Origin of the sequence: Brachybacterium sp. AOP3-A1-3 (assembly GCF_052378285.1) — a bacterium.
Classification (GTDB): domain Bacteria; phylum Actinomycetota; class Actinomycetes; order Actinomycetales; family Dermabacteraceae; genus Brachybacterium.
Map to the genome: position 1 here is coordinate 223,551 of NZ_JBQSXM010000002.1, position 15,097 is coordinate 238,647.

13 protein-coding genes and 1 riboswitch are annotated in these 15,097 nt (G+C 68.5%); of the genes, 9 read left to right on the forward strand and 4 right to left on the reverse strand.

Annotated elements, in window-relative coordinates; genetic code table 11:
- A riboswitch (TPP riboswitch) is annotated at positions 1 to 111 on the reverse strand.
- A gap of 284 nt (positions 112 to 395) precedes the next feature.
- The 3 genes from ACT3T5_RS03810 to ACT3T5_RS03820 all read left to right on the forward strand — a co-directional run bounded on the left by ACT3T5_RS03810 (position 396) and on the right by ACT3T5_RS03820 (position 2,838).
- Positions 396 to 965: a sugar O-acetyltransferase gene (locus ACT3T5_RS03810; protein ID WP_193115906.1), complete on the forward strand. Its 570-nt coding sequence runs from the start codon at positions 396 to 398 to the stop codon at positions 963 to 965.
- Between the two features lie 81 nt (positions 966 to 1,046).
- The gene (locus ACT3T5_RS03815) at positions 1,047 to 1,661 is read left to right on the forward strand and encodes a hypothetical protein (protein WP_444578983.1); all 615 of its coding nucleotides are present in this window, start codon (positions 1,047 to 1,049) and stop codon (positions 1,659 to 1,661) included.
- An 88-nt stretch (positions 1,662 to 1,749) separates the two neighbouring features.
- The gene (locus ACT3T5_RS03820; RefSeq protein ID WP_444593659.1) at positions 1,750 to 2,838 is read left to right on the forward strand and encodes a hypothetical protein; all 1,089 of its coding nucleotides are present in this window, start codon (positions 1,750 to 1,752) and stop codon (positions 2,836 to 2,838) included.
- A gap of 100 nt (positions 2,839 to 2,938) precedes the next feature.
- On the opposite strand, the gene ACT3T5_RS03825 is transcribed toward ACT3T5_RS03820, so the two are convergent.
- A complete protein-coding gene (locus ACT3T5_RS03825) occupies positions 2,939 to 3,877 on the reverse strand; it encodes a helix-turn-helix domain-containing protein (protein ID WP_193115903.1) in 939 nt (312 codons plus the stop codon).
- Between the two features lie 91 nt (positions 3,878 to 3,968).
- Here ACT3T5_RS03825 and melA point away from each other — a divergent pair, with 91 nt between their 5' ends.
- Entirely contained in the window at positions 3,969 to 5,357 is a 1,389-nt protein-coding gene (melA, locus tag ACT3T5_RS03830; RefSeq protein WP_444593660.1) for an alpha-galactosidase, read from the forward strand.
- A gap of 60 nt (positions 5,358 to 5,417) precedes the next feature.
- Here melA and ACT3T5_RS03835 read toward each other — a convergent pair whose 3' ends face one another.
- Positions 5,418 to 6,590, reverse strand: a complete 1,173-nt coding sequence (locus ACT3T5_RS03835) for an FAD-dependent oxidoreductase (protein WP_444593661.1) — start codon at positions 6,588 to 6,590, stop codon at positions 5,418 to 5,420.
- A 47-nt stretch (positions 6,591 to 6,637) separates the two neighbouring features.
- Positions 6,638 to 7,339, reverse strand: coding sequence for a TetR/AcrR family transcriptional regulator (locus tag ACT3T5_RS03840; RefSeq protein WP_444593662.1), 702 nt, complete (start codon positions 7,337 to 7,339; stop codon positions 6,638 to 6,640).
- 178 nt (positions 7,340 to 7,517) lie between these two features.
- Here ACT3T5_RS03840 and ACT3T5_RS03845 point away from each other — a divergent pair, with 178 nt between their 5' ends.
- The 3 genes from ACT3T5_RS03845 to ACT3T5_RS03855 all read left to right on the forward strand — a co-directional run bounded on the left by ACT3T5_RS03845 (position 7,518) and on the right by ACT3T5_RS03855 (position 10,923).
- Entirely contained in the window at positions 7,518 to 8,951 is a 1,434-nt protein-coding gene (locus tag ACT3T5_RS03845; protein WP_444593663.1) for a sulfatase-like hydrolase/transferase, read from the forward strand.
- 92 nt (positions 8,952 to 9,043) lie between these two features.
- A complete protein-coding gene (locus ACT3T5_RS03850) occupies positions 9,044 to 9,796 on the forward strand; it encodes a ZIP family metal transporter (RefSeq protein ID WP_193117490.1) in 753 nt (250 codons plus the stop codon).
- 167 nt (positions 9,797 to 9,963) lie between these two features.
- Positions 9,964 to 10,923 (forward strand): endonuclease/exonuclease/phosphatase family protein, encoded by a 960-nt coding sequence (locus tag ACT3T5_RS03855; protein ID WP_444578970.1) that lies wholly within the window; start codon positions 9,964 to 9,966, stop codon positions 10,921 to 10,923.
- Positions 10,924 to 10,940: 17 nt separating this feature from the next.
- On the opposite strand, the gene ACT3T5_RS03860 is transcribed toward ACT3T5_RS03855, so the two are convergent.
- Positions 10,941 to 12,464: a DUF1846 domain-containing protein gene (locus tag ACT3T5_RS03860; RefSeq protein ID WP_444578992.1), complete on the reverse strand. Its 1,524-nt coding sequence runs from the start codon at positions 12,462 to 12,464 to the stop codon at positions 10,941 to 10,943.
- Between the two features lie 548 nt (positions 12,465 to 13,012).
- Here ACT3T5_RS03860 and ACT3T5_RS03865 point away from each other — a divergent pair.
- A complete protein-coding gene (locus tag ACT3T5_RS03865; protein ID WP_444593664.1) occupies positions 13,013 to 14,122 on the forward strand; it encodes an extracellular solute-binding protein in 1,110 nt (369 codons plus the stop codon).
- Between the two features lie 14 nt (positions 14,123 to 14,136).
- Positions 14,137 to 15,096, forward strand: a complete 960-nt coding sequence (locus ACT3T5_RS03870) for a carbohydrate ABC transporter permease (RefSeq protein WP_444578967.1) — start codon at positions 14,137 to 14,139, stop codon at positions 15,094 to 15,096.
- Position 15,097: the final 1 nt, after the last annotated feature.

Here is a 15,097-nt window from a genome sequence, read left to right on the forward strand (position 1 = left end):
GCGCTGCGCTCTCCTTCTTCCTTCGCCGGCATTATCCGGGGCAGGTTCATTCGGTACTCGGACAGCGACAGTCCGATCTCAGCCCGTTGCATCGGGCACCCGAGGGATCGGCGACGATAGTAGCACCCGTCTCGACCGTGAGGATGCTCGAGCGGCTCGCCGCTGCCTCCCCTCGCGGTCGCCGGCCGCGAGGGGAGGCAGTGGATCTGGTGTGGCGCGTGCGAACGGTCCGGACTGCGATCCCGGAGTGGGGGAGGTGGGCCTGGTCGGCGACGAGGTGCCCTGCCCGTCGGCCTGGAGCGTCAGGACGGTCGAGCGTCCGCGCAGGCAGTGTTGGCTACGCTGGGAGTCGCGGCGCTGCCACCCCGGCGCGACCCTCCGTGGAAGGCGGCCCCATGACCCTCACCGACCTGCTGGACGCCCTCGATTCCGGCCAGGCCATCCCGGCGAACTCCCCGTTGCACGCGGTCATGCACGCCACCAGCCAGGAGGCGCTGAAGGTCACCGGAGAGCTCAACGGCGGCTATCACGAACCCTCCCGGGTGCGAGAGCTGCTCGCCGAGCTCACCGGCCGTGAGATCGACGAGAGCGTCACCCTGTTCCCGCCCTTCACCTCCGACTTCGGCAAGAACATCCACCTGGGCAAGCGCGTGTTCCTCAACGCCGGCTGCCGCTTCCAGGACCAGGGCGGGCTGCACATCGGCGACGACTGCCTCATCGGGCACAACACCGTGATCGCCACCCTGAACCACGATCTCGCCCCGAGCCGCCGCGGCGACCTCCACCCGGCCCCCGTGACGATCGGGAACAACGTGTGGATCGGCGCGAACGTGACGATCCTGCCCGGCGTCACCATCGGGGACGACGCCGTCATCGCCGCCGCCTCCGTCGTCACCAAGGACGTGCCGGCGAAAGCGCTCGTCGTCGGTTCGCCGGCCCGGGTGATCAGGACCGTCGAGGACTGAGAGCTACGCGCCGAAGGCCGTCGCCTCGCAGCGACGGGATGGCACCCATCAATTGGCGGGTGCCCCGCTACCTTGGGGCTTATGGCTCTTGAATTCCAGCGTTCGACGATCGCGGCTGTGCGCGCCGCGCTGCCCGAGCACCAGGTGATCGAGAAGCCACCCACACCGGCGTGGCTGAACCGGCCCGGATCGACCGACTGCGGAGACGCGTGGCCCCTGGTGAGAACGATCTACCGCCAATTGGCTGCGGCGGACCTCCCGGAAGTCATGCCCCCACGGGAACGGCGCAGCCTCGATGCAGTCATTCTCGGCCCCGACGGGCACAGCCGCATTCTCGAGGTCGACGAGACACAGCATTTCAATGAATTCCGTGCGCTCACCCTTCAGCCCTACCCGGCCTCTGCACGGACCGCGTTCGATCGACAGGACTGGATCGATCGCTCGCGGGCCAAGACGCGGCTCGAGGGCGGCGGTTTCGGGGCGCGGAAGCCTCCGCTCTTTCCTGGCCAGCACGGCCGTCATCGGCAGCGGGCGTTCCGTGATGCGCTTGCTGATCTGCTTCCGCCCCTCCATGGCTGGGAGCCGACGCTGCGCATCCACCACGGCGAAGCACAGAGCTGGATAGACGACGTGGACGCCCCGGGGCGGATGCGAGAGCTGCTCGCCGAGAAGCTGCCTCGGGAACAGAACTCCTAGGAAGCACCCCGGGCGTTGACTGCGGCGTCGCCATCGGTGGACGACACTGAGGGAACCCACCGCCTGCCACCGAGAGAAGGACCGCACCATGCCCGTCGAAATGGGACTCTGGCGAATCGATGGAGATCGACCCCGTCGACTTCCGGCTGCGACCCTGCCCAGCGAGGCGACCCTCGAGGACTTCCTGGAACATGACCCATCCCTGCTCGGAACACCGCTGCTGGTCATCGGCCGACAGGTGCGCACCCCGTACGGAAAGTTCATCGATCTGCTCGCGATCGACGTCGACGGCAACCTGCACGTCCTGGAGCTGAAAAGGGACAGGAGCCCGCGGGACGTCGTCGCCCAGGTTCTCGACTACGGATCCTGGGTGACCACCTTGACCCGAGAGGAGGTCATCGATCTTGCGAACGATCACCTCGAGGCTCCGTTCGAAGCGGCATTCGCCGACACTTTCGGCGACTCGCTCCCGGACGAGGTCAACGTCGAGCTGCAACTCACCGTGGTTGCGACAGAACTGGATTCCAGCTCCGAGCGGATCGTGAACTACCTGCGCGACTTCGGCGTCCCGATCAACGCGGTGTTCTTCTCCTACCTCCAGGACGAGGATCGCCACTATCTCGCCCGCTCCTGGCTGGTCAGCCGCGAGGAGGGCCCATCGCTCGCTGTCGGTAGCGGACGAAAGAGCAAGCGGGCGGACTGGAATGGTCTGGACTGGTTCGTCGCTTTCGGAGAGGAGCCCGGGAGCCGCAACTGGGAAGACGCACGCCACTATGGATTCATCTCTGCGGGAGGCGGCGTCTGGTACTCGCGAACACTGCGGGCGCTTCCGCTCGGAGCGCGGGTCAACGTGCATATACCCGAATCCGGGTATGTCGGCATCGGAACCGTCATCGGGGAGGCGGAAAGATTCGACCGCGCGAAGACCACGATCGAAGGAGAGCAGGTGCTCCTCTCTGATCTCCAGCTCGCAGGCCGCTACTCCCATGGCCCAGGTACGGAGCAGGAGGACGACATGGCCGAATGGGTCGTGCCCGTGCGCTGGCAGACCGCGGTGCCCCGTGAACAGGCCTACTGGACCAAGGGCATGTTCGCCAACCAGAACAGCGCCTGCAAGCTCCGCCAGGAGTTCACACTGGAGCGCCTCGCCGACCACTTCGGCGTGGAGGACGCATAACGGCTGCCATCTGCGACATGGATCGGGTACGCCGAGACGACGTGGGCTCACGTCCATCGGGGCGGGCCGACAGCGCGGCGTGCACTCCTTATCGCCCCGCCTACCCTGCCTGCTGCCGGTACTGCCGCGGCGGCATACCGCACGCGGCGGTCACGTGGGCGTAGAAGCTGCTGAGCGACCCGAATCCACTGCGCTCGGCGATGTCGGCGGTGGGCAGCGCGGTGGTGATCAGCAGGCGCTGCGCCTCCGCGACGCGGCACATCGTGAGGTACTCGCCGATGGTGGCGCCGACGGTGTCCCGGAAGACGGTCATCGCATGCGAGGGCGTCAGATGGGCGGCGCGCGCCACGTCCTCCACACTGAGCGCGGAGCGGTAGTTCTCGATCACGAACTGCGCCATCGCCATCATGTGGTCGATGCGCTCCGGCGGCACCCGACGGGAGCCGCCCTCACGGAACGCGCTGGCCACGGGACTGATCTGGGTGCCGGGCGAATCCGGATCGTCGGAGGAGCACGGGATCCCTGGGGAGCGAGGCCCCTCGTCGGCCCCTGCGCCGTCCCGCGCCGGTGCCGCCTGCAGGATCCTGCGCAGCATCGCCTGGATCTCCAGCAGCGCGACCGCGGAGCCGCCTGCCGTCTCGTACTCTGCGAGCCAGGAGGGGATCATCGATTCCATCCGCGCCCGCACCAGCGCCGAATCGGTGACCACCGGCCAGGGCTGCAGCAGCGCGCCGAGCTCCGCCTCCGGCAGGTTCCAGCCCATCACCGTGCTCACCGGGACGTGCACCCAGCACACGTCCCCGGCGCGGGAGTCGACCAGGCCGTGAGGCTGCGCCGCCCAGAACATGGCGACCTGCCCCTCGCGCACCACGAACGGCCGGCCCGCGAACACATAGCGCAGCTCGCCGCGCAGCACCACGTTGATCTCGACGTCGTTGTGACGATGCATCGACTGCATCGTGGGCGGATCGCCACGACGGCACCACAGGGCGGGCGCCATCGTCTCGACAACGGGTTCGGTGAGGGAATGGGCGGGCATGGGCCCACAGTAGGCGCAGATCGAAGGATCCTGGAAGAACATCGCAGAATCAGGCGAGACCTCCGTGCACCTGGCTCCCTACCGTGGATCCATGACCCAGAGCGCCTTCCTCGCCCACCCCAAGATCACGATCATCGGAGCCGGCGGCTTCGTGTTCCCGTTCCGTCTGATCGGCGACATCCTCAGCTTCCCCGGCCTGCGCGACGCGACACTCACGCTGATGGACGTGCGCCCCGAGAAGCTCGGCCCGGTCGCGAGCGCAACCCGCGAGCTGATCGCTCACCACGGTTTCGGCGCGACCGTCGAGGAGACCGGCGACCGCCGCGCGGCGCTGGACGGCGCCGACATCGTCATCATCACCTTCCAGGTGGGCGGCCTGGAGTCCTACGAGCACGACGTGATGATCCCGCGGAAGTACGGCATCGACCAGGCCGTCGGTGACACCGTGGGCCCCGGCGGGGTGTTCCGCTTCCTGCGCTCCGTGGGCGCCTACGACGCGATCATCGACGACGCTCTCGAGGTGTGCCCGGAGGCCACCTTCATCAACTACGCCAACCCCATGGCGATGGCCACCAGCTATCTCAACGCCCGGGGTCTGCACGCCGTGGGCCTGTGCCACAGCGTGCAGGGCACCACCCGCATGCTCGCCCGCACCCTCGATGTGCCCTATGACGAGGTGCGCTACCGCTGCGCCGGCATCAACCACCAGTCCTGGGTGCTGGAGTTCTCCCGCGGCCGCGAGGATCTCTACCCGCAGCTCCGCGAGGCGATGAACGCACGCCACCTCCGAGGCCGCGGCGCCGCGGACCTCGCAGGGGACGACGGCGACCACAGCGAGGCCGCCGAGCAGTCCAACGTCTACGAGGGCGGCAACGAGCAGGTGCGCACCACTCTCATGAACGCCTTCGGCTACTTCGAGACCGAGTCCAGCCACCACGCCTCGGAGTACCTGCCCTACTTCCGTAGGACCCCCGAGCTCACCGAGTCCTACATCCCCGAGCGCTGGGACTACTTCGAGATCTGCTCCGCGCACGACGACCAGGGGGACATCGACACGCAGCTGCAGCAGCTGAAGGCCGAGCTCGCCCCGTCGGTCGAGTACGGCGCCAGCATCATCAACTCGATCGTCACCGGGGTGCCCAGCGTGGTGCACGGCAACGTGCCCAACAACGGTTCCCTGATCACGAACCTCCCGGCCGACGCCTGTGTGGAGGTGCCCTGCCTGGTCGACGCCAACGGCGTGCAGCCCACCGCGGTCGGCGAGCTGCCTCTGCAGCTGGCCGCACTGAACCGCACCAACGTCAACGTGCAGACCCTCGCCGTGCAGGCCGCGCTGACCGGGAACCTCGAGAACGTCTATCACGCCGTCGCGATGGATCCCCTGACAGCGGCCCAGGTGACCCTCGAGGACGCTCGCGCCATGACCGACGAGCTGCTCGCCGCCCACGCGGATCTGCTGCCGGAGTCCTTGCGGGCCTGAGCACCCGCAGTCGCACGGTGCGATCAACTGCGGACTGACCGTCATAGCCAGCTGGACGGCTCAGCGTGTGACCGGTGCGGACTCTGCGGACTGGCGGTCGAACTCCTCGAACGTGCTGGTCAAGGGTCCGGGGGAGTCATCACAGAAGAGCAGGTCCAGGCTCCCGGCCGACTCGCGGGCAGAGTCGGCAGAACGCGGGAAGAGATCGGCCTCGTACGCGGCGAGGGCTTCCTCCGTGCTGCCGGCGTTCTCCGTGATCGCCAGGGCGAGCTGAGCGCCGTCGTACATGGCGAGGTTGGCGCCCTCGCCGGCGAACGGGGACATCACGTGCGCCGCGTCGCCCAGGAGCGTGGTGCCGGGTGTCCGCTCCCAGGAGTGGCCGACGGGAAGGGCGTGGATGCGGCGCGGCGTCAGCGGGGTGTCCGCGTGGGCGATCAGGCCGCGCAGCGCGTCGTCCCAGCCGTCGATCCGGGCGAGGAGAGCCGTCTTGGAGGCCGCGATGTCGGCGAAGTCGATCGTGTCGATCCAGCTCTCCGAGACGCGCAGGCCCAGATAGACGTGCAGGGTGTCATCGATCTCGCGGTGGCCGAGCACGCCGGTCGGGCCGTTGAAGGCGAACAGCATGCCCCGGCCCATCGCCGCAGCTTCGGCGGGGTGTCGCTCGTCGGCGTCGAACAGGTCGGCCTCGACGAAGGAGATCCCGGTGTAGACGGGGCGGGCGCCGGACATCAGCGGACGGACCATGGACCAGGCGCCGTCCGCGCCGATGAGCAGGTCGGTGGTGATCGCCTCGCCGTCCGTGAACTCGACCTCGTGCCGCCCGGGGAAGCCGTCCACCGTGCGCACCGCGCAGACCTTGCGACCCCAGTGGACAGTACGGGCGGGCAGGGAGTCGAGGAGGATGTCGCGCAGCTGGCCGCGGTCGACCTCCGGGCGGATGAGCTGACCATCGTCCGCCTCGTCACGCAGCACCGTCCCACGGTGGTCGAGGATGCGCATGGCTTCCCCACCGCGATGGATGAGCGGGGTGAACTGCTCCCATAGGTCGGCGGCATGGAGTGCCCGCTGCCCGGTGTCGTCGTGGATGTCGAGCATGCCTCCCTGAGTGCGGGCGTATCGGCTGGCTTCCAGCTCGAACACCGCAGCCTCGATCCCTCGGGCGTGCAGGACACGGGCTGCGGTCAGGCCGCCGAGACCGCCACCGATGATGGCGATCGGGAAATGCGTTGTCATGGTGAGTCTTTCGTGGTCCGGGTGCGAGTGATGTCGGGTGCAGCGATTCAGGCGTGGTCGCCCGTGCCGTCGGTGGTGGGAGTTGCGGTGATGCCGGCGACCAGCGCACGGATGGCCCAGGTGGTGCGCTGGCTCGGCGTGCCCGAGATGACCGTCTCGGCGTGCGCGGCGAGGTGAGGGGTCACCTGCGGATCGGCCGACGCGACGGCTGCGGCCAACGCGTTCTCATCGTCCGCTTCGCGCTCGTCACCTCCGATGCCCTTCGGCGCAGGCGGGCTGCGCTCGGCGGCCGAGGACGTGACGTACTGCAGCAGCAGGTCCACACCCCAGGCCGCTCGGCTCGGAGCGATCGAGCCTTCCAGCAGCAGGCCCAGGAGCTGGTCGTACAGCCGCAGGGCATAGGGGCCGGTCGGGCGCAGCATCAGTGCGGACCGGGCCAGGCCCGGGTAGGCGTACAGCACCTCGGAGTACCCGGCGAGCAGCGACTCGAGCCGGGTTCGCCAGTCCCCGTGTGCACCGGGTGCCAGCGTCCCGATCAGCTCGTCCAGGACGGCTGAGTGCAGGTCTGCGGTGTTCGCGACGTACACGTACAGCGACGCAGGGCCCGTGTCGAGGGCTTTCGCGACGCGTCGCATCGTCGCTTTCTCCAAACCCTCGCGACGCATGATCTCGATCGTCTCCGCGACGGCCCACTCGCGGGACAGGGCGGGCTTGGCCGGGCGCTCTCGTCGGCTGTTGTTCAGTGTCATGCACCCACTGTCACGAACATGTTCGCGACGAACATGATCGGGTGATGTGGTGCCGGACTCCTGAGCGGCCGATCACCCGATCGCCTGATCGACGGAGGGGCTGACCGGGGCGGCCAGGGTGTGATGCACTGCAGGAGGAGACCGTACCGCCGCTCCCTCCCCATCGAACGGATCAGTCGTGACCGCACCGAACATCCTCCTGCTGTGCACCGACCAGCAGCGATATGACGCCCTGGGCGCGGCGGGCAATCCCCACATCAGCACCCCGAACCTCGACCGGCTGGCCGGTGACGGGGCGCGCTTCACCCGCTGCTACACGCAGTCGACGGTATGCGCCCCATCGCGCGCGAGCCTCATGACAGGGGTCTACCCGCGCCACCACGGCCTGTGGGCCAACGGAGTGGATCTCGACCCTGCCCAGCAGCTGTTCACGAAGGTCCTCGCCGACGGCGGGTACGACTGCGCCCTGGCGGGGAAGTTCCATCTCGGATCCGCCTTCGGAGGCCGGATCGAACCGCGCCTGGACGACGGGTTCCGGATCTTCCGCTGGGCCCACGACCCCTACGTGCGATCCCCGGGGAACGAGTACCACCACTGGTTGCGCCGCACCCATCCTGAGCTGCACGAGCAGGCCGTGGTGCGGAGGGAGCGCTCGATCGACGCCCTCCCGCAGGAGGCCCACTACAGCCGCTGGATCGCCGAGGAGACCATCGAGTTCCTCACCGAGACCCGCGATGCGGATCGACCGTTCTGCATGATCGCGAACTTCTTCGACCCCCATCACGGGTTCGAGGCACCGTCGGAAATCCGTGCCCTGTACGACGCCGGCTCCCTTCCCGCCCCGGTCACCACGCCGGACGAGCTCGCCACGAAGCCCCCGGTGCACACCCTGGAATCGCAGCGGTCCTACGCCGGGCAGATGGCCGGCTTCGCGGAGCACACCGCGGCGCAGATCCAGGAGATCAAGGCCCAGTACTACGCGATGGTCAGCCTCGTGGACCACGAGGTGGGACGGGTGCTCGACGCGCTCGAGCGCGAGGGTCTAGCGGAGGAGACCCTGGTGGTGTTCTCTAGCGACCACGGCGAGATGCTCGGTGATCACCAGATGCTCCTCAAGGGCCCCATGATGTTCGACTGCTCCGTGCGGGTGCCCCTGCTGATCCGCTGGCCCGGCCATATCGCCCCGGGCACCGTCCGGGAGGAGCTCGTGGACTGGCTGGACCTCACCCGCACACTCATGGCCGCTGCCGGGAGCGACGGCCTCGTCCGAGCCCAGGGCCGTGACCTGATGCCGCTGGTGAGCGGACAGGACTGGGAGGACCGGGACTGGATCCTCACCGAGTACCGGGACAGCTGCTGGGAGTACGACCCGCCGGTGCACTGCACGATGGTGCGGCGCGCCGACGTGAAGATCGTCGTGCACCACGGGTCACCGGCCACCGCGCGAGAGCGCACCGGTGAGCTCTACGACCTCGAGGCCGATCCCGACGAGCTCGTGAACCTGTGGGATCTGCCGGAGCATCGCGAGCTGCGCGCGGACATGGAGGGCTTCCTGCTCGATGCCCTGGTCGCGACGGAGATGCGGGAGCGGCCGCGCCTCGCCCCGTTCTGAGGAGACGGTCCGCGGCTCTCGCGGTGGGGCACGATGATCCGCGGGTCTAAGGTCGGGGTCACACACCCCACGCTGCCGGCGAAGGAGACACCATGGCCCCCTGGGTGCTTGCCCTGCTCGCCGGACTCGTCGCCGGCGGCGCGCTGCTGCTGGGCAGCGCGATCGCCTGGTTCGTGAAGGTCCCGCCGGCCGTGGTCGCCGGGATCATGGCCTTCGGTGCCGGGGTGCTGATCTCCGCGCTCACCCTCGAGCTCGTCTCCGACGCCATGGACCAGGGCGGGCTGCTGGCCACGAGCGGCGGGTTCCTTGCCGGGGCCGTCATCTACGTGGGCTTGAACATTCTGCTGGCCCGCCGCGGCGCCCGGCACCGCAAGCGCTCCGGGGACCAGCAGACCTCCGAAGGTGAACAGAGCGGCAGCGGGGGAGCGATCGCGATCGGCGCCCTGCTCGACGGCGTCCCCGAATCCATGGTGCTCGGGCTGAGCGTGCTCGCCGGGCCAGGATTGAGCGTGCCGATGTTCGCCGCCGTGTTCATCTCCAACGTCCCCGAGGGCCTGTCCAGCAGCGCCGGCTGGAAGACGGCCGGCCGCAGCCGCCGCTATGTGTTCGGGATCTGGAGCACGATCGCGCTGGTCTCCGGGCTCGCCTCGCTGGCCGGCTACGTGCTGCTGGACGGGGCGGCGCCGGCCACTCTCGCCGTCGTCAACGCCCTGGCGGCCGGGGCGATCCTCGCCATGATCACCGACACCATGATCCCCGAGGCCTTCGCGAAGGACTCCCTGTACACCGGGCTCCTCGCGACGCTCGGTTTCCTCGCGGCGCTGACGCTGCACGCGATGGGGTGAACCGCCCGGCTCGAGGTCATGACCCTGGCCTGAGAATGACCGGTCGGCGATGACCGGCTCCCGGCGGATCCGTGAACATCCGCTGCTGAACGGGCAGAACGTCGGTTGCGACGTCGTGGGGTCCCTAGGGTGATCGCGGCCCTTTCCCTGATCCCAGGAGCATCTCCATGTCCTCGTCGTTGAACCGTCGCACCCTGTTCGCCACGACGGCGGCGGTCGGCACAGCTGCCGCAGCAGCCGCTGCCCTCGCCGCACCGGCGTCGGCCGCGCCCGCTCGTCCCTCCGGCGCAGGAGGCGGCCGGGCTCTGATCGGCAGGGCGAAGCGCGATCAGCTGCACGTGATGACCTTCAACATCCGCATGGAGAACGAGGCGAACACGGAGCCCGGCGAGCCGGACCACTGGTCGGACCGCGAGCCGCTCCTCATCGCACTGCTCGAGCGGGAGCAGCCCACCCTGCTGGGCATCCAGGAGGGCAAGTACGGGCAGCTCGGCGCGATCGACGAGGCGCTGCCGAGGCACCGGATGGTCGGCTACGGGCGCCAGGGCGGCAGCAAGGACGAGTACTCGGCGATCTACTACGACACCACCCGCCTCGAGGTGCTGTCCTGGGACCAGTTCTGGCTGTCCGATACTCCCGACGAGATCGGCTCCGCCACCTGGGGCAACAGCGTCACGCGGATCGTGGTGTGGGCGAGGCTGCGCGATAAGGCCAGCGGCACCGAGTTCGCGTTCATCAACACCCACTTCGATCATCAGTCCGAGCCCGCGCGCATCAAGAGCGGCGAGGCGATGATCGACCTGTTCGAGGGCGGCGAGCTCGACGAGCTGCCCACGATCGTCACCGGCGACTTCAACTCGGTGGCCCACGATTCCGGCGCGTACACGACGCTGGTCACCGACGGTCCCACGCTCGACACCTGGGACGTCGCGGAGGAGCAGGTGACCCCGGCGTGGGGCACCTTCCCCGGCTACGACGACCCGGTCGACGGCGGTACCCGCATCGACTGGGTGCTGGTCACCGAGGAGTTCACCACCGACAAGGCCGCGATCAACGTCTGGCGCGACGAGGTGGGCGCCTACCCGTCGGACCACGCCCCGGTGCAGGCGCTGATCTCCCTGCCCTGAGGGCGACCCGGCGCGGATCAGCGCTTGTGGTAGAGCGACTTCCGCTGGAAACGGGGCTCCGAGGTCACGAAGATCCCGAGATTGCGGAAGATGTCCTCGTCCACGGTGCCCAGGATGGTCGTGGTGTGCACATCGCAGCCGGAGAGGTTCCGCAGCTCGTCCAGCGCACGCCGGGCGTGCTCGTCGGAGGAGGCGGAGACGGACAGGGCGATGAGCACCTCGTCGGTGTGCAGGCGCGGATTGCGCGAGCCCAGGTGCTCCGTCTTGAGGGTCTGGATCGGCTCGATCGAGCTGGGGGAGAGCAGGTGCACGGTGTCGTCGATCCCGGCCAGGTGCTTCAGCGCGTTGAGGACCATCGCGGCCGAGCAGCCCAGCAGGGGTGAGGTCTTCCCGGTGATGATGGTGCCGTCGTGCAGCTGGAGCGCGGAGCCCGGCTCTTCGGTGGCCTCCTCGATCGCGAGCGCGGGGCCCACGACGGACCGGTCCTCGACCCGGCAGCCGGCCTTGCTCATCACCATGGCCACGCGCTGGGAGACCACGTCGTCGTGGTCGTTGATGCGCTCGTCCACAGCGGCCTTGTAGTAGCGCCGGATGATCTCCTGCCGCGAGGCCTCGCGGCACACCTCGTCGTCCACGATGCAGTTCCCGGCCATGTTGACCCCCATGTCCGTGGGGGAGGCGTAGGGCGAGGCGCCGGTGAGCTTCTCCAGCAGCGTGCGCAGCAGCGGGAACACCTCGACGTCGCGGTTGTAGCTGGTGACCTGCTTGCCGTAGGCGGCCAGGTGGAACGGGTCGATGAGGTTGATGTCGTCCAGATCCGCGGTGGCGGACTCATAGGCGAGGTTCACCGGATGCTCGAGCGGGAGGTTCCAGATCGGGAAGGTCTCGAACTTCGCGTAGCCGGCCGGGATCCCCCGGGCGTGGTCGTGATAGATCTGCGAGAGGCACGTGGCGAGCTTGCCCGAGCCCGGCCCCGGTGCCGTCACTACGATGAGGTCGCGCTGGGTGGTCGAGTACTCGTTCGCGCCGAGCCCCTGCTCGGAGACGATCCGGGCGGTGTCCTGCGGGTAGCCGGGGATCACGCCGTGGCGGGCCACCTTCAGCCCCAGCCGCTGCAGGCGCTCGATGAAGGCGTGGGCGACGTGGTTGGACTGCTCGAGCTGGGTGAGCACGACGTTCTCGACCAGGAAGCCGTGCTCGCGGAAGACGTCGATGAGGCGCAGCACGTCGTCCTCGTAGGTGATGCCCAGATCGGCGCGCACTTTCTGCCGCTCGAGGTCCTTGGCGTTCAGGCACACCAGGATCTCCAGCTCGTCCTTGAGCCTCTCGAGCATCGCGATCTTGTTGTCCGGGGTGAAGCCCGGCAGCACCCGAGCGGCATGGTGGTCGTCGAAGAGCTTGCCGCCCATCTCGAGGTACAGCTTGCCGCCGATCTGCTCTCGGCGCTCCTGGATGTGGCGCGACTGCAGCGCGATGTACTGCTCCGGGTCGAAGCCGACGCTCCCGCCTCCGCGGCCCTCCGGGGTGGAGGAGGTGGACAGGGCGGGAGGGCGAGATTCCGAGACGGTCACCCCGGCACGCTAGCACCGAAGGGTGCCGGCGCAGCGGCGGCGCGGCCCGTCTGTGAGGGGAGCCGCCCGCGTCAGACGGGACTCCTCGACGTCTGCGGCGCCTGGCGAGGTCCAGGTGATACGAATCGACATGTTCTCTCCGTGGGCCTTGCGCCTCCCGGGAACGTGCGCCATGATGGCTCGACCTCGCCGCACGAGACCCGCACCACAGCCGATGTGTGGAGCGTGCGGATATCCCGACCGACAATCCGCCCGCCACTGACGGCGACCGCGCACCGGTATCGATTCGAATCGACAGCCGGACGTCCCCAGGAAGCAGGACGACGATGCCCACGACACCGACGACATCGCTACGAGACATTCCCGGACAGGGAGCCTCCGACACCCTCTTTCCCGGAGTGGGGCGACAGCTGACCCGTCGATCTCTCGGACGGGGCGCGATCGCTGCCCCTGGCCTTCTGGCGCTGGCCGGCTGCGGCGGTTCCGAAGGGAACGGTGACCCGTCCGCGATCCGGATCGTGGACTACTACAACACCCCGGCCGACGACGTCGCGATCAACGGCACCTTCACGAAGTGCGCCGAGGAGCTGGGACTGACCTTCTCCCGGGAGCGGGTCCCCGGCGACCAGCTCATCGCCAGGGTGCTCCAGATGGGCTCCTCACGAACCCTTCCCGACCTGCTCATGCTCGACAACCCGAACGTCCAGCAGGTCGCAGATTCCGGGGCCCTGGCACCGCTGGAGCAGTACGGGATCAGCACCGAGGGCCTCACCCCGGCCGTCGCCGACCTGGGCATGTACGACGGGACGCTCTACGGGATCGCCCCCACCGTGAACACGATCGCCCTGTTCTACAACGTCGACATGCTCGAGGAGGCCGGCGTCGAGCCCCCGAGCACCTGGGACGAGCTGCGCACCGCAGCCGAGGCGCTGACCACCGAGGACCACTACGGCTTCGCCTTCTCCGCGATCGCGAGCTACGAGGGGACCTGGCAGTTCATGCCGTTCATGTGGTCCAACGGAGGAGACGAGACCGACCTCGACTCCGAGGGCGTGCTCGGCGCCGCCCAGCTCTGGTCAGATTTCGTGGCCGACGGGCTCACCTCGCGCTCGGTCGTGAACTGGGGACAGGGCGACGTCATGGACCAGTTCAAAGCGGGCAACGCCGCCATGGTCATCAACGGCCCCTGGAACATCGCCGGGCTCGAAGCAGACACCCCGGACCTGCACTGGGACGTGGTCACCATCCCCGTGCCGACCGCCGGCGCGGACTCCGTCGCGCCGCTGGGCGGGGAGGTCTGGACCGTCCCGATCACCGGCGACGAGGAGAAGCAGGCCAAGGCCGCCGAGCTCCTGAAGATGTTCGTCGCCCCGGAGAACCAGCTGTACATGGCCGGCGAGCGCTCCACGATCCCCGGAGACGTGGAGGCCGCGACGCAGTTCGCGAGCGAGAACCCGGACCTGGGCACTTTCGTCGACCAGGTCTCCACCGCCCGCTCCCGCACCGCGAAGCTCGGCCCGGACTGGCCGCGCACCGCGAAAGCGATCTACACCGCCAACCAGCGCGTCCTCGTGGACGACACCGACCCGGGAGAGGCCTACGACGAAGCCGCCCGGACCGTCAGCTGAGGCAGGGGAGAGACATGACCACCACCCAGAACCCTGTGGACCTGCAGGCGGCCACCGCGCCGACGGACGTATCCCGTCGTCGGACCCAGCGGCGCAACGACCTGCTGGTGCGCTACGCCTTCATCGCCCCGGCCGCGATCTACATGATCGCGTTCTTCGGCTACCCGATCCTCAAGAACGTCGTCATGAGCTTCCAGGCCTACGACTTCGCGACCTTCTTCAACGGCCATGCGCCGTTCGTCGGCCTGGACAACTACGCCGCGACCCTCAGCGATCCGATCTTCCTGCGCGCACTGGGCAACACCGGGCTGTTCACGATCGGGTCGATCATCGGCCAGTTCGTGATCGGCATGGGCCTGGCGCTCTACTTCCGCAAGCGGTTCCCGCTCTCGGGCTTCCTGCGCTCGCTGCTCCTGCTGCCGTGGCTGCTGCCGATGATCGTCTCGGCGGCCGTGTGGCGATGGATCCTCGAGCAGGACAACGGGGCGCTGAACGAGTTCCTCTCCGGCATCGGCCTGATCTCCGACCCCATCCCGTGGCTGAACAGCTCCGACACCGCTCTGATCGCCGTGATCATGGTGAACATCTGGCTGGGCATCCCGTTCAACGTGGTGCTGCTCTACAGCGGGCTGCAGTCCATCCCCGACGAGCTCTACGAGGCCGGCCAGCTCGACGGCGCCACCGGCTGGAAGTCCTTCTGGCACATCACGCTGCCGATGCTGCGCCCCGTGGTCTCCGTGGTGCTGCTGCTCGGGGTGATCTACACGATCAAGGTCCTGGACCTCATCATCGGCCTCACCGGCGGCGGTCCCGCCAACGCCACCCAGACCCTCGCCACGCGCAGCTACGAGATGAGCTTCATCGAGTTCGACTTCGGCCAGGGAGCCGCGCTGAGCAACATCCTGATCCTCATCGCCCTCGCCTTCAGCCTCGTCTACCTGCGTGCCAACGCCCGCGCCGCGAAGAACGGATGAC